General features: G+C 55.9%; 21 protein-coding genes and 1 pseudogene. 9 read left to right on the forward strand and 13 right to left on the reverse strand.

The window, feature by feature from the left end; translation table 11 throughout:
* The first annotated feature begins 110 nt into the window (after positions 1 to 110).
* The 3 genes from QOM08_RS16895 to QOM08_RS16905 all read left to right on the forward strand — a co-directional run bounded on the left by QOM08_RS16895 (position 111) and on the right by QOM08_RS16905 (position 4,319).
* On the forward strand, positions 111 to 1,061 hold the full coding sequence (locus QOM08_RS16895; RefSeq protein WP_316911868.1) for a TIGR03756 family integrating conjugative element protein: 951 nt from the start codon (positions 111 to 113) through the stop codon (positions 1,059 to 1,061).
* The gene (locus tag QOM08_RS16900) at positions 1,058 to 2,467 is read left to right on the forward strand and encodes an integrating conjugative element protein (RefSeq protein WP_316911869.1); all 1,410 of its coding nucleotides are present in this window, start codon (positions 1,058 to 1,060) and stop codon (positions 2,465 to 2,467) included. Before QOM08_RS16895 ends, QOM08_RS16900 begins: the two co-directional genes overlap by 4 nt.
* 346 nt (positions 2,468 to 2,813) lie before the next feature.
* Positions 2,814 to 4,319 carry a conjugal transfer protein TraG N-terminal domain-containing protein gene (locus tag QOM08_RS16905; RefSeq protein ID WP_316911870.1) on the forward strand — a complete coding sequence of 502 codons (1,506 nt, stop codon included), beginning with the start codon at positions 2,814 to 2,816 and terminating at the stop codon, positions 4,317 to 4,319.
* A gap of 2 nt (positions 4,320 to 4,321) precedes the next feature.
* Here QOM08_RS16905 and QOM08_RS29150 read toward each other — a convergent pair whose 3' ends face one another.
* Positions 4,322 to 4,693, reverse strand: coding sequence for a DUF3742 family protein (locus tag QOM08_RS29150; protein WP_410479081.1), 372 nt, complete (start codon positions 4,691 to 4,693; stop codon positions 4,322 to 4,324).
* Between the two features lie 203 nt (positions 4,694 to 4,896).
* Between QOM08_RS29150 and mobH the strand changes: the two genes are divergently transcribed.
* Together mobH and QOM08_RS16915 are read left to right on the forward strand one after the other, a co-directional pair.
* Positions 4,897 to 6,720 (forward strand): MobH family relaxase, encoded by a 1,824-nt coding sequence (gene mobH, locus QOM08_RS16910; RefSeq protein WP_316911871.1) that lies wholly within the window; start codon positions 4,897 to 4,899, stop codon positions 6,718 to 6,720.
* Positions 6,721 to 6,967: 247 nt separating this feature from the next.
* Positions 6,968 to 7,228: a hypothetical protein gene (locus QOM08_RS16915; RefSeq protein ID WP_316911872.1), complete on the forward strand. Its 261-nt coding sequence runs from the start codon at positions 6,968 to 6,970 to the stop codon at positions 7,226 to 7,228.
* Between the two features lie 69 nt (positions 7,229 to 7,297).
* Here the strand turns inward: QOM08_RS16915 and QOM08_RS16920 are convergent, their stop codons facing one another.
* The 3 genes from QOM08_RS16920 to QOM08_RS16930 form a co-directional block, all read right to left on the reverse strand.
* Positions 7,298 to 8,164: a DNA/RNA non-specific endonuclease gene (locus QOM08_RS16920; protein WP_316911873.1), complete on the reverse strand. Its 867-nt coding sequence runs from the start codon at positions 8,162 to 8,164 to the stop codon at positions 7,298 to 7,300.
* Positions 8,165 to 8,499: 335 nt separating this feature from the next.
* Positions 8,500 to 8,883, reverse strand: coding sequence for a hypothetical protein (locus QOM08_RS16925; protein WP_316911874.1), 384 nt, complete (start codon positions 8,881 to 8,883; stop codon positions 8,500 to 8,502).
* The gene (locus QOM08_RS16930; RefSeq protein ID WP_316911875.1) at positions 8,880 to 9,818 is read right to left on the reverse strand and encodes an NADP-dependent oxidoreductase; all 939 of its coding nucleotides are present in this window, start codon (positions 9,816 to 9,818) and stop codon (positions 8,880 to 8,882) included. The genes QOM08_RS16925 and QOM08_RS16930 overlap by 4 nt, the downstream gene beginning before the upstream one ends.
* A 103-nt stretch (positions 9,819 to 9,921) precedes the next feature.
* On the opposite strand from QOM08_RS16930, the gene QOM08_RS16935 reads away from it, so the two are divergent.
* The gene (locus QOM08_RS16935) at positions 9,922 to 10,335 is read left to right on the forward strand and encodes a helix-turn-helix domain-containing protein (RefSeq protein WP_316911876.1); all 414 of its coding nucleotides are present in this window, start codon (positions 9,922 to 9,924) and stop codon (positions 10,333 to 10,335) included.
* Between the two features lie 57 nt (positions 10,336 to 10,392).
* Here QOM08_RS16935 and QOM08_RS16940 read toward each other — a convergent pair.
* A pseudogene (locus QOM08_RS16940) lies at positions 10,393 to 10,719 on the reverse strand (VOC family protein); the annotation flags it as partial.
* Positions 10,720 to 10,756: 37 nt separating this feature from the next.
* Positions 10,757 to 11,500: an SDR family NAD(P)-dependent oxidoreductase gene (locus tag QOM08_RS16945; RefSeq protein WP_316911877.1), complete on the reverse strand. Its 744-nt coding sequence runs from the start codon at positions 11,498 to 11,500 to the stop codon at positions 10,757 to 10,759.
* Between the two features lie 137 nt (positions 11,501 to 11,637).
* Between QOM08_RS16945 and QOM08_RS16950 the strand changes: the two genes are divergently transcribed.
* Entirely contained in the window at positions 11,638 to 12,522 is an 885-nt protein-coding gene (locus QOM08_RS16950) for an AraC family transcriptional regulator (protein ID WP_316911878.1), read from the forward strand.
* Positions 12,523 to 12,527: 5 nt separating this feature from the next.
* Here QOM08_RS16950 and QOM08_RS16955 read toward each other — a convergent pair whose 3' ends face one another.
* The gene (locus tag QOM08_RS16955; protein ID WP_316911879.1) at positions 12,528 to 13,277 is read right to left on the reverse strand and encodes an SDR family oxidoreductase; all 750 of its coding nucleotides are present in this window, start codon (positions 13,275 to 13,277) and stop codon (positions 12,528 to 12,530) included.
* A 156-nt stretch (positions 13,278 to 13,433) separates the two neighbouring features.
* On the opposite strand from QOM08_RS16955, the gene QOM08_RS16960 reads away from it, so the two are divergent.
* Complete coding sequence (locus QOM08_RS16960) at positions 13,434 to 14,345, forward strand: LysR family transcriptional regulator (RefSeq protein ID WP_316911880.1); 912 nt, start codon at positions 13,434 to 13,436, stop codon at positions 14,343 to 14,345.
* Positions 14,346 to 14,348: 3 nt separating this feature from the next.
* Here QOM08_RS16960 and QOM08_RS16965 read toward each other — a convergent pair whose 3' ends face one another.
* The 4 genes from QOM08_RS16965 to QOM08_RS16980 all read right to left on the reverse strand — a co-directional run bounded on the left by QOM08_RS16965 (position 14,349) and on the right by QOM08_RS16980 (position 16,360).
* Positions 14,349 to 14,570: a hypothetical protein gene (locus tag QOM08_RS16965; protein ID WP_316911881.1), complete on the reverse strand. Its 222-nt coding sequence runs from the start codon at positions 14,568 to 14,570 to the stop codon at positions 14,349 to 14,351.
* Between the two features lie 39 nt (positions 14,571 to 14,609).
* Entirely contained in the window at positions 14,610 to 14,978 is a 369-nt protein-coding gene (locus QOM08_RS16970) for a hypothetical protein (protein WP_316911882.1), read from the reverse strand.
* Between the two features lie 33 nt (positions 14,979 to 15,011).
* Positions 15,012 to 15,548, reverse strand: a complete 537-nt coding sequence (locus tag QOM08_RS16975; RefSeq protein ID WP_316911883.1) for an MFS transporter — start codon at positions 15,546 to 15,548, stop codon at positions 15,012 to 15,014.
* A 62-nt stretch (positions 15,549 to 15,610) separates the two neighbouring features.
* Positions 15,611 to 16,360 (reverse strand): glucose 1-dehydrogenase, encoded by a 750-nt coding sequence (locus tag QOM08_RS16980; protein ID WP_316911884.1) that lies wholly within the window; start codon positions 16,358 to 16,360, stop codon positions 15,611 to 15,613.
* A gap of 191 nt (positions 16,361 to 16,551) precedes the next feature.
* Here QOM08_RS16980 and QOM08_RS16985 point away from each other — a divergent pair, with 191 nt between their 5' ends.
* Positions 16,552 to 17,463, forward strand: a complete 912-nt coding sequence (locus QOM08_RS16985; RefSeq protein WP_316911885.1) for an AraC family transcriptional regulator — start codon at positions 16,552 to 16,554, stop codon at positions 17,461 to 17,463.
* 128 nt (positions 17,464 to 17,591) lie between these two features.
* Here the strand turns inward: QOM08_RS16985 and QOM08_RS16990 are convergent, their stop codons facing one another.
* Positions 17,592 to 18,581: a toll/interleukin-1 receptor domain-containing protein gene (locus tag QOM08_RS16990; protein WP_316911886.1), complete on the reverse strand. Its 990-nt coding sequence runs from the start codon at positions 18,579 to 18,581 to the stop codon at positions 17,592 to 17,594.
* A gap of 151 nt (positions 18,582 to 18,732) precedes the next feature.
* Complete coding sequence (locus QOM08_RS16995; protein ID WP_316911887.1) at positions 18,733 to 21,615, reverse strand: UvrD-helicase domain-containing protein; 2,883 nt, start codon at positions 21,613 to 21,615, stop codon at positions 18,733 to 18,735.
* Between the last annotated feature and the right edge of the window lie 249 nt (positions 21,616 to 21,864).

Consider the following 21,864-nt stretch of genomic DNA (forward strand, 5'->3'; position numbering starts at 1 on the left):
TGTGTAAGAAAAATGCCGATCAATAGGGCACAGAGCTGAACCCGTTTCTGACAGGACGGGGTGCCCTACCCCTGATTCACTGCGCACCTCCATCCTGCGTAGAAAAAAACATGCCCCGTCGTCACTCCAGACCATTTCGCTTTATCGCCGCTACCGCAATAGGCCTTCCCCTATCCGCGTCAGCCCTCAACACCGCGACAATTACCACCTCCAGCGTATCTGCTGATTGCCTCGCCTATCGCGTCGTTGGTATCTGCTACTGGCTTTACTGCACCAACTTCGGGTGCAAAGTAAAAACCTCCCCCAAGGTTCATCACTACGTGCCTGACGCGGTGGTTTCTAGCTACAGCAACACCGGAGAAAATCCCTGGTCGGAAGTACGATCCATGAGTTCGACCAACTTCTCTGCAAAAGGTGGAGGCGACGGCAGCACGGGTATCAGTCATGAAAATGACCTGGCCAAATTCAAGAATGCCGATGTTATCGGTCACCCCGGCGGCGCGACATTCAGCCAATTCGCCGGTCAATCAGGCTACACATGCTCTGGTGCAGGCAAGATCCTGATGCCCTACTTTCTGAGTACTCTGGACAGCCTGGCGTGGCGCTACAACGTGCCTGAAATGATTTTCCCCGAAGCTCTCACACCCGGCGCGCGAGAGATTGGCAGTCGCACCAGTGCAAACCTATGGGGAGCGATCTATCCCCGCGGTGGATTTCTTCATGGCGTCGACGATTATAAAAGCGCCGCTGTTGTAGCCCAAAGAGCCGGCGATATCGTCACCCGTCGCGGCCAGATACATGTTTACCAGCCGTTACTGGCCAACCCACAGGATGGGTATTGGCCCGCGGGACCTCTCCAAGAAAACGTTGCCAGCACCGGGAAATGGCAAGAGCTCACGCCTGACCAATCTAAAACCTGCGCCGTATTTCCCAACAATCTCCCCCATGTTCAATCCCCACGAGGCGACTACGCCTGGGCGCTCTGGCGGCCGTATAGCTGCTGCGAACGCAAGGGGCAAATCTTCCTCGGGAGTACAGACTTTGCGGGAGATAACGAATGAAAGCTGCCTACCAGCGCGTTTCAATACCGCCTCTTTCTACAATATCTCGAATCCTGATCAGTGCCCTGCTCCTCTCAGCTACCACCACACATGCAGCCCAAACCGAATTGAACAAGGACGGCATCAATCACAGCGGCTCTATCGGTGACGATGTGCTCTACAGCATCGGTGGTGGGCGAGCTGTGTCCATGGGCGGCTCTGCTTCCATGGACAGCATTTCGGTTGGCGCAGGTTGGGATACCAACCTGATTTGTGGCGACATGAGCCTGGACACGACCCTGCGAAACCAACTTAACGGTGCCACAGGCGGCTTCCGATCGATCATGAGCAACATCATCCAGAACGCTACCAGCGCCGTTGCGTCGCTTCCTGCACTGATCATCCAGCGTGCCGACCCGGGTCTGTACAACCTGCTCACCAACGGCATCTTGCAAGCCCGACTCGACTTCGACCGATCCAAATCTACCTGCCGGGCGGTGGCCGAACGCATGGCCGATGTTGCAGGTGGCCAGCTCGGCTGGGGCGAACTGGCTGAAGGTATGGCGCTCAGCAACACAGTCAAAAACCATGATGCTGTAGCAGCGGTCGAACAGGCGGAACAACACCGAGGTAATAACGGTGTTCCGTGGGTCGGTGGCAACGCGGCAGGAGGCAAAAGACAGCCCTCCATCAAGGTGGTTTCCGATGTTACTCGCGCAGGGTTTAACCTCCTCAATGGCCGTGAAGTTGGTAACCGCTCCCCCATTCCCAAAAACAGCTGCGGCAACCGTCTGAGCTGTCAGACCTGGTCGTCACCACAAGAGGCTGAAGCTTGGGCAACCAGAGTTCTAGGAGAGCGGGAACACCAAACGTGCGATCACTGCACCAAAACTCAAACCAAACCTGGCGTGGGTCTTACCCCACTAATTCAAGAAGAGTACGACGCCAAACTTCAAGTCCTTGAAGCGCTGCTTAAGGGCAGCAAGCCCACCTCAGCTGAAAATCTGATGGAAGCCAGCAGCCAATCGCTGCCCATCACTCGCGGCGTAATCGAAGCACTGCGCGACGAACCTGACCAAGATTTACTGGCGAGACGACTGGCTTCCGAAGTGGCGCTTTCCAGCGTCCTGGAAAAAGCTCTTCTGCTGCAACGCACCCTAATGACCGGACGCAAGGAGCCGAACGTCGCTGCCAATCAACTGGCTCAGCAAGCCATTGCCGACGAAAGCGAAGCCCTGACTCAGGAAATCAACAGCCTCAAAACCGAACTTGAGCTTCGCCGAACGCTCGCGGGCAATTCACCCATGATGTTGATCCAGCGCCAAAACAGTCGCGCCGCCGGTTCCCGGGGGGTCTACCAGGGAGACCCCATACGCAATCGTCTGGACCTGATCCAGCAGGCAGTTCCGGAGGGGCACCCACGATGATGCGTCCATCAAAAACCAGACTCTTGATTGCTCACTTAATTCTGTGGAGCGTCATTCTAGGTCTGGTGATCACCATCGCAGGATTGCTGAGTCTTGAGGCCTCCAAAGCCCCCAGGGACTGGAACACATGGTTAGACACAAACAAGACAGCCCTGCTGCTCTGGCGAATTGCCCTCTACAGCGCAACCGCAGTCGCTTGGTACCGAATGCGCAGACGCCTAGCAAGCCGAGGGCTCACTCCTCATCAACATCAACGCCTCCTGTGTGCCGAGGTTGCCGCTATTGGCGTATTAACACTTCTTGAACTGTCGGCGTTCGACGCAGATATCCAAGCACGGCCTCTTCCATGACGCTCTACACCAACGACTACCTGGAGTACTACCTGACTCTGGTCGGGTGGATCGTTAACAACGGCATCTGGGAGCTGCTGGTGGCCAGTGGCGTGTTCGCCTTACCCTTCCTGGCGATCATCCTCCAGGAATGGCTCAGGGCAAGAAGCGAAGGCGCCGATGAGGGTAACAAGGGCGTGCTGTCCTCGTTACGCATCGAGAACCGAGTGTGGATGGCCATCGTTGTAATTATGTTTGCGGGCATTCCGTTCTTCCAGGTGGACCTGAACACCATCGAATTCGACAGCACTCGCTCTGCACAATGTCAGGTGAGCGTTGCATCGCCGCAAGAGACCCGCTGGTCCAGTACATTCACCACCCTCAACAACCAAAGCGCGAAGGTGCCCGTGTGGTGGTTCTTCATGCACTCACTGTCTAAGGCCGTCACCGGAGGGTCCATTGCGGCAATCCCGTGTGGAACGGATCTGCGGCAGATGCGTATGGACATTGATGCAACCAGGATCGAAGACCCGATACTGGCTCAGGAAGTGGCTGACTTCAGCCAGGACTGCTACGGCCCTGCACGTGCGCGGATGTTCATGACTCGTCCCAACCTCAGCGAAGAGCAGATGGACGATATCAACTGGATTGGATCAAACCAGTTGGTCAAAGCCAGTGGTTACTACGATCGTTATCACTCGAAAACACCTCGCAGCCAATGGCCTTTCAACACAACACGGGATGCCGGACTTGCTCAGGTTCCCGGTGGTGGCGGTTACCCTACATGCCAACAATGGTGGTCAGATGCACGAGTTGGACTGCGCGCAAGACTTGTGCAACAGATTGATCCCAGCCTGCTAACTCGCCTGAGCAACTGGGCACGCTTTCTGAGCAAAACCGAGTCCGACGACGCAGTGATCCGCTCCGTTGTATCCCCTCGTCAACAAGCATTGAACCAAGGCCAGGTCTACGCCAGTTACGGGGGAAAAATTGACATGTCTGCGTCGAACATCCTGGCTCGCGGAGCTTCAGACCTAGGCCTAACTGTCGGCTCGGTAGCCTTCTTCCCAGGGATGGACGTAGTGCGCCAAGCCCTTCCCATGCTGCTCTCTTTCTTGAAGATGGCACTTATCATCTGCATCCCGTTGATCCTTGTCATCGGCACCTATGAACTCAAGACTCTAGTGACTATCAGCTGCGTGCAGTTCGCCCTCTTTTTCGTAGACTTCTGGTTTCAACTCGCTCGCTGGATCGACAGTACGATCCTCAACGCCCTATACGGTTGGAACTCTCCCCAAAGCAATCTCAACGTGCTTATGGGCATCAACAACTCCTTCGGAGACATGCTGCTGAACTACGTCATGGCAACTATGTTTTTAATCCTCCCCACATTGTGGATTTCCGCATTGTCTTGGGTCGGAATGCGAGCAGGAGGAGTAGTTCAAGGCTTGAGCCAAGGTGGTTCAGATGCTCAAGCAGCAGGGGCCAGAGGTACTGACATCGCTAGAAGAATGATCATGTAAGCCTATGGCATTTCATCCGGATCATATGGATCGATTCGGATGCCTCTTTCATCATATAGCCCGAAACCAGATAGCCCATCCCGCCATTGCGGGTGTTTATCAGTCATATCAATACTCGAATTGGAATAGATAACACTGCAGGCTCCTGCGGTTATGAATATGACAAATAGGGTGATCCAGAAAGCAACGTACAGCAGAGCAACGATGATTACGACCTTGAGTATCCAACACAGTATCTTCGAGATCGGCATGGGTACTCCCGTGCGTTGCAGCCACATTAAAACCCTCTCTTCAAATCGAAGAAATCCTAGCCATCGGCGTCCAAGCCATTGACCAAACTGCATCGCTCTAGTCGTCCCGCCCGTCCCCGTCATCGTGCATCCTCCTTGTCCGTAAACCTTTCCCTAAAAGGGGTGAGCGTTAACCGATTCACCCTGGCGACATCTCATAAAAATGCGCAGCCTCAAAAGGGTAAAGGCAAAAAAGGGAATGGGCCAAGGGAATGGAGCACAAGGGGAAAGGCCCTACTCCAAAAACAGAAAAGGCTCTCAAATCGACCAAGCGGACAGGAAAAATCATGCTCTCGCTGTTTCGTCGCAAGCAACAGTCAACTCAACTTCAGCGCGCTGCGCCTGAGCAGATTTCCTCACAAGGACTGACCGTTCCTCAGTCAGCTCAAGCGCTGCTCGCAGTACCACGTCGACAAAAGCTGCTAGACCATATCTGGCAACGAACAGCCCTCTCCCGCGCCCAATTCAATAAGCTGTATCTGGACCCGATCACACGCTATGCCGAGTTGGTACAGCTTCTCCCCGCGTCTGAGAGCCACCACCACGCATACCCTGGTGGGATGCTGGACCACGGCCTTGAAGTCGTCGCTTACGCCCTGAAGCTTCGCCAGTCCCATCTGCTCCCATCAGGCGCTCAACCCGAAATTCAGATCGCTCAAGCTGAGGCCTGGAGCGCCGGTATTGCCTATGGAGCTCTCGCTCATGATCTCGGAAAAATCGGAGTTGATCTTCACGTCGAATACGCCGACAACACGGTCTGGCATCCCTGGCACGGACCACTCGACCGCCCTTACCGCCTGCGCTATCGAAAGGATCGGCAATACCGCCTACACGGTGCAGCTGCTGGCATGCTCATCTGCCAGTTGCTGAATCGGGACATTCTGGATTGGCTCTGCACATTCCCTGAGCTCTGGGCATCACTTCTCTACAACCTGGCGGGCCAGTACGAGCACGCAGGAGAGCTTGGCTCACTCGTCATGCAAGCTGACCAAGCTTCAGTAGCCCAAGCGCTAGGAGGTGATCCGAGCAAAGCCCTGACGGCCCCCAAACACGCGCTACAGAGAAAACTGTTGGAGGGCTTACGCTATCTGCTCAGCGAAGAACTCAAAATCAACCAACCTCAAGCTTCTGACGGTTGGCTCACACATGACGCCCTATGGCTGGTCAGCAAGACAGTTTCGGATAAATTGCGCGCTCACCTGCTCTCCCAAGGTATCGACGGCATTCCGGAAAAAAACACAGCCGTCTTCAATGTACTGCAGGACCATGGAATCGCTCAGCCTAGCGCTGATGGCAAAGCCATCTGGAAAGCCACCGTCACCAGCGAGAACGGCTGGTCCCACAGCTTTACCTTCCTGAAACTGTCTCCCGCCTTGATCTGGGAGACAGGAGCACGACCAGCAGCATTCAGCGGCACGATCATCGTTGATGTTGCCGACCCATCAGGCACCTCCATGGAAAAAGCCGAAACAGCCCTAGCTGCGCCGCCAGTTGCTAGAACAAAAAACCACCCAGATTACTCGTTAACACCCACACCTCCATCTCCACCATCACCGCCCGACTCAGTCGATTTGCTAATGGACCTATTCGGTCCTCCTCCTGCCTATCTGGATGAGCCTGGTTTCATCGATGAGGCTGAACCGCCCAATGTGGAGACACAAGTATCCCCCACGGTAACTGAACATTCTGGCGCGCACTTCATGGAGTGGGTCACCCAGGGGGTACGATCTCACCGCATAATTATTAATGACTCCAAAGCGCTGGTGCATACCGTCAATGACACCCTTTATCTGGTTACTCCAGGGATCTTTCAGCGTTACGGCCAGGAGCACCCTCACCTGGCACGTATCGCTAAGAAGGAAAAGCAGTACGATTGGGAATGGATTCAGAAACGGTTCGAGGAAATGAAGCTGCACCGCAAACAGCCTAATGGGCTGAACATCTGGACTTGTGAAGTCAGTGGTGCTCGCAGAACCCGACTTCTACACGGTTACCTGCTCAAATCTCACGGGGGTCTTATGAACGACTTGGCCCTGAATAACCCATACCTCAAGGTCGTGGAAGCAGAGCCGGAAAAGCCTCGGCGGCCCACTATAGGAAATACTCGGTAACCGGTTTCTGGGTTGACAGCAAGCAGCCAGGAAAGCAATTTATACGCGTGTCTTGCTGACGTGCTCAGCTACATGCCAGCCGCCAGGATCTTCTAGACGGCGCTGCGGTTCACCGCAGGATCCATCCAATGACCGCATAGCTTCCGGTAGCGCGGTCAGTCGACTAAGTCGATGGAAGCATAATTTTTCTCACCCACGACGGGCCTCCCCCGTCGTGGGGTAGGCCTTTATATTTTTTGGAGGCCTTATGAAAATGGAACTGGCTCTATACCAAGCGTTGATCGCCATCAACGTCCCAGAGCTGAAAGCCCATGCAGTTATCGAAGCATTGGAGTCGGATATGCAAACTTTTCTAGCGACCAAGAGTGATATCGCTCAAGTGCGCACAGAAATCTCTCAGGTCCGTTCAGAGATCGCACACCTCGATGTGAAGCTAACAATTCGCATGGGTGTAATGCTGTCGGCGACCATCGGCATCTTGATCACTGCAATGAAGTTCATCCACTAATCGATCTGTAATTTCCAGATCCGACTCAAAACCACCTGCCTCACGACAGGTGGTTTTTTTATGCCTGGGTCAGTTGGCGACGACAGCCTCTGAAGCACATCCAATTTTGGGCGCCAGTTGTCCGCGCTTAGCTTTCAGATGTGCTTGAACGTCGTAGGGCAAACTGGTCCAGAAGGTCAGCCCCGAACGTTCTTCTATCTCATCTACTGTCACTTGGAAGTCACAGAAGCTCGCTGAGCGTGGAGTGCTTTGCCCCATGATGAAAGCAGCGTACAGGCCCCCTGCGGGACTGCTACCAGTGAATATCACCTTCCAGTACCCACTGGGGATCGTATGGACTTTGTTTGTACCTGGTAACGAGCCAATATTCTGTTCGTAGAGAGGACCTGTAGCCACATAAACGACATCGACGTCAGGTGTCTTGCTCAGTTTGCGCTCCTGGTCCTCCAAACGTGCCCATGCGCCCTGGTTCAAGTCAGATTTTTGCGGGGTGATGTTGGTGAGATAGTTGAGCGTTTGCCAATCAGTAATGCCTCCCATGGAAGCAAGGTTTGCCTGGTGGCCTCGGTCTATCTTCAAGGCGACACTGGCTCCATTGTAATCGACCGGGTTGAGCGTTTCGCCGGCCGGAACGTCAGGGTCAGTCTTCCAGTTTCTCGGACGCCCGCTGGCTGGGGTTTCCTTTGTGATTTTGTAAGCAACCCAGTTAGCGAATTTGGTGGAGCCGTTGTTATTCAGCGTGTAAGCCTGACGGTTGAGCGTGACCTCACTACCACCGGATGGGCAGCCTACTGAGCAGTTATCGACAGTCACTGACTGAGTCAGCGTGAGCTGCTTGGATGTCTCGGAAACGTCTGTTGACCGGGGAGTGGTGCAAGCACCCAACATCGGAATTATGAAAAGTGAAACCAGTTTTGCTTTCTGCATTCCTTGCATCGGTGTCTCTCCTAGAAAAATGACGTCCTAGCATAGAGGTCATCCTTTAGCTGTACTACACCCTCATCTTTTCGAAACAAGTCTGAAAAATACAGATTCCTCATCAGGTTACGCACCATCCGCGAGCCTTTGCTGAGGCCTCTGTGTGCAAGAAAGCTATGGAACCCAGTTCGAGTCATACCAGGTTCCATCTGGAACCAGCGCCTCGTCGCGATACTTTTCGCTTACCATTTTTTTTAGAACCGGTCTGGTACCGCGATGCGTTAGGACAGGCAGAAACCGGCCAATAGCTGCCATTTAAAATGTCTAAGGGACCTAGTCAGAACAACAGATGCTCAGGACAGGAAATAGCTCGCGCCTAGTTCCGTAGCCAAGATATCTTTCAGAGCCGAAGACAGTTTGTTCACCGCGCTCAAGGGGCCATGGTGAACACCAACAGCAATGATTTCGCCCACCGTACTTCTGGTAAGTGTCACTACACCGTGTACGGCAACGCCTCCGAACGCTAGAGCATCATATTCGAACAGTTCCCGGTCCCCGAAGCTGGCACTGAACACAACCGCGTGTGCTTCATACAGCCCGCCCGCGGCCTGTATGACTTTGACGATCGCTTCTCTCCCTACGACCGTACGTTCGAGTACTGACGAAATCATGATCGCATCCGCTGCCAACTGGTTTAACCACGACGGAGTTAGCGACGGTGTGGATGGCGCGTTCATGGTGTGATTCTCAGCACGACCTTACCTAAGGTACTTCCCTGCTCCACGAGCGCATGTGCCTGTGCGCCTTCACTGAGTGGCAGTTCGTGGCTGACATGTGGCATCAACTGGCCCGACTCCACCCACGCCGCCAGCTGTTGCAGACCCGCGCCATCCGGCTCGACAGCAACGCTGGAGAAGCGAAATCCAGAAGCAGCCGCCAGCGCTGGCATGTGAGCATGACTGAGACCCATTGACGTCACCACGATGCCGTTCGGCTTGAGCACAGACAACGAGCGCTCGGCATAGCCATTAGCAACGGTATCGAACACCACATCGATGTTGCTGAGCACTTCGGTGAAATCGGTGGTTCTGTAATCGACGATCTCATCGGCTCCAAGGCTCAATACGAAGTCGCGCTTACCCGAACTGGCCGTTGCAATGACGTATGCCCCAAGCGCTTTAGCAATCTGTACCGCGACGTGACCGACACCTCCACCGCCACCATGGATCAGCACGCGCTGACCTGGCTGCACTTGCGCAATTTCGCTCAGAGCTTGTAACGCCGTCAGCCCAACCATTGGCAAGGCTGCGGCCTGCGCATGACTCAGTCGTGCCGGCTTCAACCACAATTGGCGCGAGGGTACAGCGACGTATTCGGCATAGGCGTTGGCGGCACGGGGAAACAGTGGCATACCAAACACTTCGTCGCCGATTTTGAAGCGCGTCGAGCCAATCTCAACTTCCTCGACCACACCGGACACGTCCCAGCCCGGTGTAAACGGCGCAGCGCCTAATAGCGGGAAGTAGCCTGCGCGCACGAGCAAATCGACTGGATTAATGGAGGCGGCATGAACCCGCAGAAGCACTTCGGTAAAATTGCGCACGGGTTTGGGCGCGTCGGTCAACTCCAGAACCTCAGGGCCGCCAACACGTCGCTGGATTAAGCTTTTCATGTGTTCACTTTCTCAAATAAAGGCCCTAAGCAGCCGGTGTCGACATACTCGGCGATGTGATTTATTTTGTAAATTAGGCACCTTTATGTGCTATAGGTACCTAATGGATACTACCTTCAATCATATTCCTCGTTCCAAAATCGCTAAGCTGCGGGCAGGAGACGTTTACGACGTCACTTGTCCGTCGCGTAGCGTGATTAAGATGCTGGCGGATAAATGGACCATGCTGGTGGTTGAGTCGCTGTCGTCAGGACCGATTCGTTTCGGCGAGCTGCGTCGACAAGTAGGCGATGTGACGCAAAAGATGCTGACCCAAACTCTGCGCTCACTGGAACGCGATGGCCTCGTTCTGCGCGTGGTGTATCCAAGCTCGCCGCCTAGCGTTGAATACTCGCTGACGCCACTCGGAGTGAGCATTACCGCGATTACCGGACAAATGTGTCGCTGGGCAGAGGACAACATGAAACCGGTACTGGTCGCGCGACTCGATTACGACACCCGTGTGGCGCGCGAGTAGCATTCGAAGTCCAGCGCAACGACACCACGCGGCTAGCAAGGCTCCTAGCAACTTTTAGTACTCGGGGTCGTAGTGCAGACGGGCACCTGGTGGGCCGATGTCTGTGGCGCCGGCCTGGATAGCGGCGGCGTAAGCGGCATCTACCTCATCGCGGCTATTGGCGACAAAGCCGATGTGCGCCGCGCGGCCTTCGACAACGCCTTCGCGCAACCAGAAAAATACTCGCCCGTTTGCCCCAAAACCTTTGAGATCGGGATGGCCGGGAGGGCCATCCTTACCGTCGTAGTCAAGACGGCTGGTGATGCCCAACGGCGGCAGTGCAGCGCTGTAAAACGCGATGGAGCGTTCTAGGTCTGCGACAGAAATAAAGACATAGTCGAGCATGGTGTTTTCCTCGCTTAAAGGTGGTGTGTGGAGGGTTCTAAACCATGTAACCGCCAGCAACCTCAATGGTTTGGGCGTTGATCCAGGCACTCTCTGCCGACAACAACGTGGCGATCACAAGGCCCACATCTTCTGGCTCGCCTACCCGGCCCAACGCGGTTTGCCCGGCGAGCAACGCTTCGAACTCATCGCTCAGGCCGCCACCCAGCTCTGTACGAATGGCCCCTGGCGAGACGGCGTTGGCGCGAATGCGGCGTTCACCAAACTCCTTGGCCATGTAACGGGTCAGCACTTCCAGGCCGCCTTTGAGTGCGGCGTACGGGGCAACGCCCGCCGTGGCCACACGGGTCGTGGCGCTGGTGACGTTGACGATGCTGGCGCCATCGGCCAGCAACGGCAGCAGTGTCTGGGTCAGAAAAAACGGGCCTTTGAGGTGAACGTTAAAGAGCCCATCGAATTGCGCTTCACTGACCGTCACGATTGGATTGAACAGCCCGTAGCCGGCGTTATTGACGACACCGTCGAGGTGCGCCACATCCCATACTTGCTGCAAGACCTGCCGAACCGATTCAGCAAAGGCGCCAAAGCTGCCGACGTTGGCTACATCCAACTTCAGCGCGACGGCTTTGCCCCCGTCTGCCTGAATCTGCTCGACCACTGCCTGTGCTGCTGTCGGGTTGTTGTTATAGGTCAGAACTACGCCCATGCCTCGCTTGGCGCAGAGGGTGGCGGTACTGGCGCCGATGCCACGGCTGCCGCCGGTGATCAGAATGACGCTCATGGTGTGCTCCGGTATCGATTAGATGAGTTGCCACAGTAGCGATCACCCTGAGCGACCACGCAGCCATTCCTGCTCGAAACCTGCCTGTTTCTGCTTTTTGCTTGCGTTGCCCACAGCTCTGGCGTCAGATGATCACTATGGATAATCAACTGAACGAACTCAGGGCACTGGCCGCCAACGCCGAAAATCGGCGCACGGAAACCGGTATTCCCCGTGTAGCCATGGTGCAGGGCGAGGTGCCTGAACATTTGTTGGCCGCTGTGTATGACCCAATGATCAACCTGATTTTGCAGGGCAGTAAGTCGATGACCGTTGGCGACCGCACGTTGCGTTACGACCCGGCGACCTATTTTGTTATGTCCATCGAGTTGCCGGCTGTTGGCAAGGTTCACCCCGCCGCCACGGGCGAGCCTTATCTGGCTGTCAGCCTGACGCTGGATCCCACGATTCTCGCCACGCTGCTGGCGGATCTGCCCAAACCAGCCGAGCGGGTTGGACAGGAAAACGGCTTTTCCGTAGCAGCTGTTACGCCCGAACTGATGGATGCGTGGGTGCGTATGTTGCGACTGATGGAACGTCCGCAAGACATCACCGCACTGGCGCCGGTGTATGAGCGGGAAATTCTCTACCGTGTCTTGCAGGGCCCGCAGGGCTGGATGCTGCGTGAAATCGCAGCGCCAGACACCGCCATGGCCCGTGTAAGTCTGGCCATTCAATGGATTCGTCGCGACTTCGCCGAGCCCATTCGTGTCGATGACTTGGCTGAGAAAGCAGCGATGAGTGTGTCGGCCTTCCACCGCCATTTCAAAGCGGTGACCAACTTGAGCCCGTTGCAGTATCAGAAGCGTGTTCGGCTGCTCCAGGCCCGCACGCTGTTGGTGGCCAGCGCCAAGAGCGTCACCACGGCGGCCTTTGAAGTGGGCTATGAAAGCCCCACCCAGTTCAGCCGCGACTACGCCCGTGTTTTTGGCTTGCCACCGGCGCGGGATGCCGCGCGAATTTTGGCGGACACACGGGCTTAAGCCGTTTAGCTGTTTTGGCCACCATCTACATTCAAGGTGGCGCCGGTGATATACCCAGCATCAGGCCCCACCAAGAACGCCACGGCACCCGCCACTTCGTCCGGCTGGCCGTAGCGACCCAATGCCGTCATCTGCTTAACCATGGAAGCCACGTCGCTGGTTTCGGGGTTCATCTGGGTATTAATCGGGCCCGGCTGCACGGTATTGACGGTGATATGACGCCCGCCTAAATCGCGCGCCCAACCACGGCTATAGGCAGCAACCGCCGCCTTGCTCGCGGCGTAATCGGCGATACCTGGGAAAGGCGCACGACTGGCAAACATGGTGCCGATGGAAACAATTCGTCCACCGTCAGCCAACAGCGGCACCGCCGCACGAACAGCCGCGACAACACCACCAACATTGACGGCCTGCTGGCGCTCCAGCTCGGCAATATCGGCCTGCGGATCGCCGATTACGCCGGTGACAAACACCCCGGCGCTGTTCACCAGAATATCCAGACGACCAAAATGCGCGTGTACCTGGTTGACCATCGCAGCGACGGCATTGGCGTCCGCCTGATCGGCAACCAGGGCCAACGCCTGCATACCCAGTGATTCGATGTGGTGGACCACCGTACGGGCATGCTCCGCTGATGTGGCGTAGCTGAACGCCACATCAGCACCTTCGGCGGCCAGACGTTTGGCGATAGCGGCACCAATGCCACGTGAGCCACCGGTAACCAATGCAACTTTACCTGCCAGGGATTTGCTCATGATTTTCTTCCTGTGTAGTGAGGGGCCGGTCGCGAATGACGAACCGTGCGGCCACACTAACCACCCCCCCAGATGGGATAAACTGACTAAGCCGGTATGTGCTATCACTGCTTTGGTGATAAACGTACTTCTTCAGATCCCTCAAACGGTGTTCGCGTGGATTACTTTCTTGCCGTACAAGCGTTCAACCGCATTGTTGAAACCGGCAGCTTCGTCAAAGCGGCAACGCAAATGGAGCTGCACCCAAATGCCGTTACCAAGCTGGTGCAAGCGCTGGAAGCACACCTGCGGGTAAAGCTGCTCAACCGCACCACGCGGCGGGTCACGCTGACCAACGAGGGGAGCCTCTATTACGAGCAAATGAGCCGAGTGCTTGACCGATGGCTGGAGGTTGAAGCGGAAATTGCGGTTACCCAGTCGGCTCCGAAAGGCAAAGTTAGGGTTGATATGGGCACCACCATCGCAACGCTATTGGTGATACCGGCACTGCCGGATTTTCACGCCCGCTACCCGCAGGTGCAAATTGATATCGGAGCGAGTGACCGCACAGCAGACCTGGCCAGCGAAAACATCGACTGTGTGATTCGAGGGGGCATTCTTCAAGACTCCTCGCTGATTGCGCGACGCCTGGGCAGCCTGCCATTTGTAACCTGCGCAACGCCCGCTTACCTGGCCGCTCACGGTGTGCCCAGCCACCCGAGTGAACTGGAAAACGGGCATGCGCTGGTGCGCTACTTTTTCCCAGGCTCGGGAAGGCAGAACAGCCTTGAGTTCACCAATGGCGATGAGTACGTCGCCGTGCAAGGCCGTTATGTAGTGGCAGTCAACGACAGCAACGCTTACCTCGCCGCAGGCCTTGCCGGATTAGGGGTGATTCATACGTTACGGTTTATGGCGCAGCCGCATATCGACGCAGGCACCTTTGTGCCGGTGTTGCAGGAGTGGCAGACCGAGCCCACCCCGCTGTCGGTCGTGTACATGCCCAACCGACACCTGAGCGTTCGCGTGCGCGCATTTGTCGATTGGCTGGTGGACCATTTCGCTGCCCACCCACATGTGTTGCCCTGAGGGCTACCGGGGGAAGCGCGCGACAATCCACAATGTGGCGCCCAACGTACCCGCCACTCCCACCCCGATGGCCATCTGAACGCCGAAGTGATCAACCACCACACCGCCGATCAGTGCGCCGACCCCCATCGCCAACTGACCGGTAGCAACGAATAGCGCTGCCACAACCTCAAGTCGATCTGGCGCGGCCTTGAATATCCAGCTCTGGATGGCGATGGGCAGCATGCCAAAACCAACGCCCCAGGCGACGACCGCTGTTGCCGCCTACCCGGAACTCGTGCCCCAAACGGCCAGAGACAACATTGCACCACCCAAGAACATCGATGTGGCCAGCACCGCTCTGCGTACATTGCGCTCGACAAACCAACCGCAGAAAAGGTTGCCAAAGACCCCCGCTACACCATAGGCAAGTAACAAAGCGCTCAGGGAGCCGGAGTCGATGCCGCTAATTTGCTTTAGAAACGGTGCGATATAGGTGTAGGCGGCGAACTGCCCTATAAAGATGAGCACAACCGCCACCAGCCCTGCCTGCACGGTGTTCATCCTCATCACCACGGGTACTTGGTTGAAGCCCAGGGATTTTTCAGGTGGAATGCGCGGCAGCAGCACCACTAACGCCACCACCACCAGCACAACCAGCGCCGCGAATGCAGCAAACGTTAATCGCTACCCCAGTAACTCGCCAAGTAATGTCCCTGCTGGTACGCCGGCTACGGTGCCCACTGTCACCCCGGAAAAAATGACGGACGTTGCCCGGCCAATGGCGTCGGGCCTCAGCCTGGGCCCCAGAGAAACCCCGATGGTCCAGAATCCACCCACCGCGACACCAAGAAGCATCCGAGCCGCAACAAGAACAGCCAGGCTATTGGCGCAGGCGACCAGCGCATTGGAAATGACCAACAGACTGAGCAAGGCCAACAACGCGTGCTGGCGCTGAATATGCTTGCCCACGCTAATGGTTAACAACGCCGCGCATGCGGCCACCATGCCGGGGGCGGTAACCATAAGGCCGGCCTGCCCCTCACTGATCGCAAGGTCCTGGGCAATTTGCGGCAATAGCCCCACGGGTAAAAATTCTGCGGTCACCAGCATGAAGGCCCCCACGCCAATAGCGACAACTGCACTCCAGGAGGCCGGTGCGGTTTGGGTGTTTGGAGTAGTTGATAACGTCAAAGGAGATACTGCTTTTAAACTGTCCGTCATTGTCGAAACCTGAAGGCATACAGGCGTACGTTGCTGAACGCCTGAAGGTTGTTCGGCAGACGTTAGTAGCCTACGCCGCGCACACCACCGGATGCCCGGATGGATTCACCTGTCACCCAGTGGGCATCTTCGGACGCTAAGAACACGGCGAGCGGCGCGATGTCTTCAGGCTCGCCGAAGCGTCGCAACGGCGTACCTGCGATAAGTTGCTCGCCAAATTCACCGGCGAAATTGCCGTCTGTGGCCGGCGTGTTGGTATGGCCTGGAAGGATGGAGTTAACCCGAATACCCCGTGGCCCAAGCTCTCTGGCCAGGGCTAAAGTCAGCGTATCGACTGCGCCTTTGGTGGCTGAGTAAACACTGGACGCGAGGTACGGGTCGGTGCTGAGGATCGAACTGATATTGATGATGCTGCCGGAGGTGCCCAGCAGTTTCACAGCCTCCCGCGCCGCCAGCAGATAGCCGAGCACATTGAGGTTGAACTGCTTGTGGAAGGCCTCTTCGGTGAGGTCTTCAATCATTTGAAACATCGCGACGCCGGCATTGTTCACCAGAATATCCAGCGTCCCGTAGTCAGCAGCCACGGTTGCGAACAGTCGCTTCACGTCAGCGCCGTTGCTCATGTCCGCTTGTATGGCAACGGCATTCGCGCCTTGTGCTTGGATATGTGCAACCACCGAATCCGCGTCGTCTTTGCTGGATGAATAATTGACGATGACGGTGGCGCCGGCTGCGCCCAGTGCTTTGGCAATCCCAGCACCGATGCCTTTGGAAGCGCCCGTTACTACCGCGATTTTTCCTTCAAGTTTCATAGGAGACCTTTCTAAAGTGGCAAGTGACGCAGCGTCCGTTATTGGCCTCCCATCAGTCTCGAAGGCCTAACGCTGCTTGCCATCAGTATTGGGTCGGCGCCGCGTAAAGCCGTTGCCGGTTCTTCTCGCACCCTTGCCTATTCTTCTCACCTGCATTGCTTTACTCGTCGGTCTACGCCATCGTCTCTCACATGAACGACGCTATAAGTGAATTGCGCAGCATTGTGATGCGCGCTGAAAGCCAGTGGACGGAAACCGGATTGCCACGCGTGGCGATGGTCCACGCCGAAGCCTGTGCCAGCCAGGTTTACCAGCCGATGTTGCACCTCGTACTGCAAGGCTCGAAAACCTTGTCCATTGGCGACCAGGTGATGAGTTACGGGGCGGCCACGTATTTTGTGGTGCCTATTGATGTACCGGCGACCGGGGAGATTTACCCAGGCGGGCCGGACGAGCCCTATCTCGCCATCAGCTTGACCCTGGACCCCAGCATCATCGCGTCGCTGCTGGCGGACAGACCAAAAACGGAAAGTCAGCCTCACCCCTGTTGCTTCGCGCCTGTTGCGGCGCCCACTGAAATGCTTGATGCCTGGTTGCGCATGCTGCGTCTGATTGACCATCCCGATGAGGCGCCGGTGCTTGCCCCGATGGTCGAACGCGAGATTTTGTTTCGTGCGCTTCAAGGGCCCTTTGGGGAGATGTTGCGCGAGATAGCTCGCCCGGATAGCCGACTTTCACAGGTCCGCCGAGCCACCCAATGGATACGCGAGCACTACACCGAGCCTTTTCGAGTGGAGCCTTTGGCGGCCATGACCGACATGAGCGTCGCGGCGTTCTATCGACATTTCAAAGCCATTACCGCGATGACACCGATCCAATACCAAAAACGTCTGCGCTTACTCAGAGCGCGATGGCTCTTGTTATTCGAAACGCACAACGCCGCCGCCATCGCATTCACAGTCGGCTACGAAAGTGCCTCGCAATTTAGCCGAGAGTACGCACGCTTGTTCGGGTTGCCGCCTGCCCGAGACGCCGCAAGGTTTAAAACGCCTGCGGATGCCGGCGACCCAGACAAGATGAATGTGGCGGCATTAGGGGGTTAACGAAGCATTCGAGGACTGCCAATCCAAGTTGCCAGATGAGGAGCGCGTCCAAAGTTCTGGCCGAGCGGAGAGTCCACTATTGGCCGCAAGCCGCCTGTCGCAGGGCCCTATGCTCCGCTCCATCCTGACTATGAAAGGACTTGGTTGACAGGCCCAGTATCTACCGCCTCTAACAACTGCTCCAATACCCCATACCCTTTGTAATCGACGATCAGGGAGGTGACCAAGTCATCCACGTTGAAAGTAAAGGCTTCCATGACATCCACCTGCGTGAAAAATTTTTCTGCCAACACAACCCCACCAGCATTCAATGCACTCTGTGCAACCTCGCCGAGCCAATGCGGAAAAAACACCGATAAAGCTGCAGTACCTAACGCTCGCATTCCCCGTGAAGGACTAAAACGATCCCAATGCCATCGTCCTTTCGTTGGGCAAAAGGTTGGATTGTCATCACTTAGCATGAAGCCCCATTCATTGCTGTCCCACATCCATTGAGGCGCCAGCAGTAAGTATGGTCGCTTATCGTCCGAACATACCGTGACCTCGTGAGTGCGCCCGTTTCCCCATAGCGTCAGGGGCTGCTTTTGCAGATAACTGAGGACACGTTTGCGCAATTGATGCCTCGCCACATCCGCAGCAATCCTTTTTTGTACCTGCGCCTGGCTGACTCCATCAACCACATCCAGCAACGCCGCTCCTAGGTCGAGTCCATGCTGAAGCAACGGCTGCAGATCCAGATACAGACGACCAGCTAATGGTTTAGGCAAATGCTCGGCGCATCTTTCCCCAAACATCAATGGCACGATCCTTACACTTGGCTCATCAGCTATTCGCTGGAGTATCTGCAACTCGCGGTGTAAACCCGAACCGATTCGCTGGGCAGCCTCCAGATAATCCTCATCACACAGACATAGCACCAGGATCGGACGCTCGGACAGCGCCAGTCCGATAGCAGTGTCAATCGACTCGCCAAAACCGATGCTGTCACGATCCCAGAACACCGCGTACTGCCACTCCAAGGCAGCGACAATGCTCTCTCTCACCCACTCCTTTTTCTCCAGCCCGCCACCCCAGGCATAGGAAATAAAGATGCTGCTATGGGTATTCTCATCACTCATATTTTTCAGTCCATTGATTGGTTCTGCGTTGCATCATAGGTCCTATGAATCCGACAACCCTCTGTCGAGCAAGTGGATAGCTCGCCACCGACACCTTGCAGCCTCACCATGGACCGCACTCAACGCCTAGCCACACAATCCATTGAGCGTTTCAAGTCAGCACCCGGGCCTTACACCCCTTTGGCGGCGCAATCCTTGTCTCCGTATGAGAGCAAGAATCCGCATCATCCCGACGATAATCTGAACACCCCCAGAATTTCTTACCAGCCCCACGCGACACCATCCTGCCCCCAGTCAACGGACACAACGCAACCCAACCGCCACAGCTCTCTTTACAGATCAGATACCGCCCTTCCTTACGCATCAAAGACTGACAATCCGGACAGGCCGTCTCGGTATGGCCACAGCGCGGGGAAAGGGAACAAAAGAAAAACGCCCCCGTGCCGTTCTTCTTCGTCCGCAACATCAATTCCCCTGCCTGACACGCAGGGCAAGTCGGCCCCGGTGCAGCCCCCGCTGCGGACTCTCCGAACTCATTGAGTTCCACGTCATACTGATCATCAAGCAGTTCCTTGATGAAGCTAGACGCCTTCCCTTTACCAACCACCAAATAAACACGCCGCTTGGCCCTGGTCAGGGCCACATAAAACAGACGCCGCTCCTCAGCATGAACGAACGCCTCACGTGGCGGCAGAAGCGCCTCCAACAGAGGATGGCTCGTTTTCTGAGGAGGCATTCCAAACTTACCCGTCTTATTGCCGAGCACCACAATGTAGTCCGCCTCCTGCCCTTTGGAGGTATGAATGCTGTAGGTTTTGATCGTCAAATGCGGGTAGCTGCTATTGAGCTGCTTGAGATTTGCTGGATCCGGCAGCAGGAAATTGAACCGAGCCAATATGTAGACGACCGATCCCGGCTTGGCCCGCGCAGCAATCTGCGTCAGGACATGAGGTAACGCCTCATCATCGCCTAGCTCCGTCCTGAACAGCGAAACCGCCGGTGACGCTTCTTGCGTATGGGTATGAATATCCTTCTTCAACTGCGCCGGATTGCGCATCACAAACCGGCTGGCCACGGCGTTGATTCTGTCGTTAAAGCGAAAGGTCTTATCCAGGGCACTGATAGCGGTCGCACCAAAGAACGCCTCAAATTGCGAAGTCAGACGAATATCACTGCCCGCGAATCGATAAATCGATTGCCAATCATCCCCTACACAAAACAACGATCCATCGGGTTGCGACCGCCGAAGCGCTTTGACCAAACGTGCCCGCGGCTCAGAGATGTCCTGGTACTCGTCTACCAGCACAAAACGCCACGGAGCCTTGAAGTCCCCCTGCTCCGCCAGGCGCACAGCCTTCACAATCATGTCGTCAAAATCTATCTGCTCTTTGCCTTTCAGTTCATCCTGATAGCGATGATAAATAGGCATCAGCAACTCAAGCGCCGCCCGCATCTGATCCGGAGACGGTGCGGCGTTAATACGCGCCTCTAGATCGACCTTGGCTAAATCCGCAGCCTTGTAACCAGTCAGCAGCTTCTCAAGCAGCTCGGCAAATTCGGTGACAACACCAAACTCACGAAGCGTTTCCAACATCGCTTCATCAGGCAGAGGATTGAAGGTCACACCGGCAGACAGCAGGCGCTTCTCCAGCAATGGAAGCAACTGACCTTCCTGCTGTTCGAAGTGGAACGTTTCGATCAAACGAGACTGGTGTTTCTTGTGTAAATCACGCTTCCAGGCCATGTCTTGGTGGTAGGCTTTGCGGTCAACGTAGGGCGCTGTATTGCCATGGCGGTCCGTGCCGAAATGTTCGATGTAGATATCGAACGTTGGCAGGTAAAAGTCTGGATGGTAGTCCCGGCGCTCAGCCGTTCGGGTAGACACCTTGTAGCGCGGTTCGTATTGATACTCCACGCCCATCTTGAACAGGAAGTTGGCAATGCGGCACTCAGCCATACTTTTGACCAACTCACCTCTGAGTGTCCGGACCTCATGCTCTGCCAAGTAGGCGAAGTACTCGCCCAGGGACGCAAAATCGAATGGGTTCTTGATCGGAAACAGGTAGTTCTCGAAGTACTGCAGTAGGCGCTTGCGATAGCCTGGCTCTGACTGAAAATCCTCGAAGGCCAGTTGGATAAATCGCTTACGGGAAGCCTTATCCTCAGCCATTGGCGTAAGGGACGGTTGACCCAGCATATCTTTGCCAAGGGAGTGGAAGGTCGAGGCCTTAATGCCCTTGATACCCACACGCGCTTCCAACCGCTCGCGCATCTCCTCGGCAGCGTCACTGCCGTAGGCCAGTAACAAGATATCCTCAGGTTGCGCTTGTCCACTGCGGACCAGGAATGCGACACGCCCCATTGTCGTACTGGTCTTGCCGGTACCCGCCCCGGCCAGTACCAGGTTGTTGTCCTCGTCCACGATGCAGGCTAGGCGTTGGTTGAGCGTCAGGGGCATGGATTCGATCGTATCGAACAATTCAGCATGCTTGGCGAGACTGAGCTTCACATAGTGTTTACGCCATCGGCGTAGACATCTTTCGCCGTCATGAACCCACGCCCAGGCCCGGGTCAATATCTTGCGTTCGAGTCCTGATAGAACACCCAATCCCCTGGCAGGTAGTGCTGGCCATTGTTTGGAAAGCTGGACAAGACGTGCGTGCAACACTGTCCATTGAGAACGACGGCAGTAACCGCGGGCTTGAACATTCTTGTAGAAGGCATTCAGTGTCTGAGCAATGGACAACACGCGGTTGCCATACCATTCACGCAACGCCGCACGCCAAATATCATCTGCTCTTCTGACGCCCCATCCAATGGCCTTTAATTGGCCGGAGGGCAAGGTCAGCGTTAAACAAGAAAAACCAAACCAGTGGTGAAGTTGTGGAGGCTTGGGCATGTCGGCAACCAGAACCTTCGCCGTCTGCCCAGTCCAATCAACCGCTATCAGTCCGTTAGTGGCAATGTCCAACGACGCACAGGTGGAGCCCAACCATTTCGCCAAGCGAAAACTACGAAAAGCGCCCTGAGTCATTGAGCCTTCCCGCTATACCAGCACTGCAAAGAAGCAGATGCTGCCTTCGTCCATGTCATGCAGATTCAGTCCTTGTACCGATCCTAATCCAGGCACGAACCCGTGCCACTACAGAGCCAGTATCGCATACAGCATGCGATCTCTGTCAGAACGGGGTCGTTATCAAGGTCACCGGGCGACAAGAGGTCAGCTCTATCGGGCGAGAACGAACCGGCTTACGCACATCATCACTTTGCCGTGAGCGGCCCA

Origin of the sequence: Pseudomonas sp. P105 (assembly GCF_032614175.1) — a bacterium.
In the GTDB taxonomy this organism is placed as follows: Bacteria; Pseudomonadota; Gammaproteobacteria; order Pseudomonadales; family Pseudomonadaceae; genus Aquipseudomonas; species Aquipseudomonas rhizophila.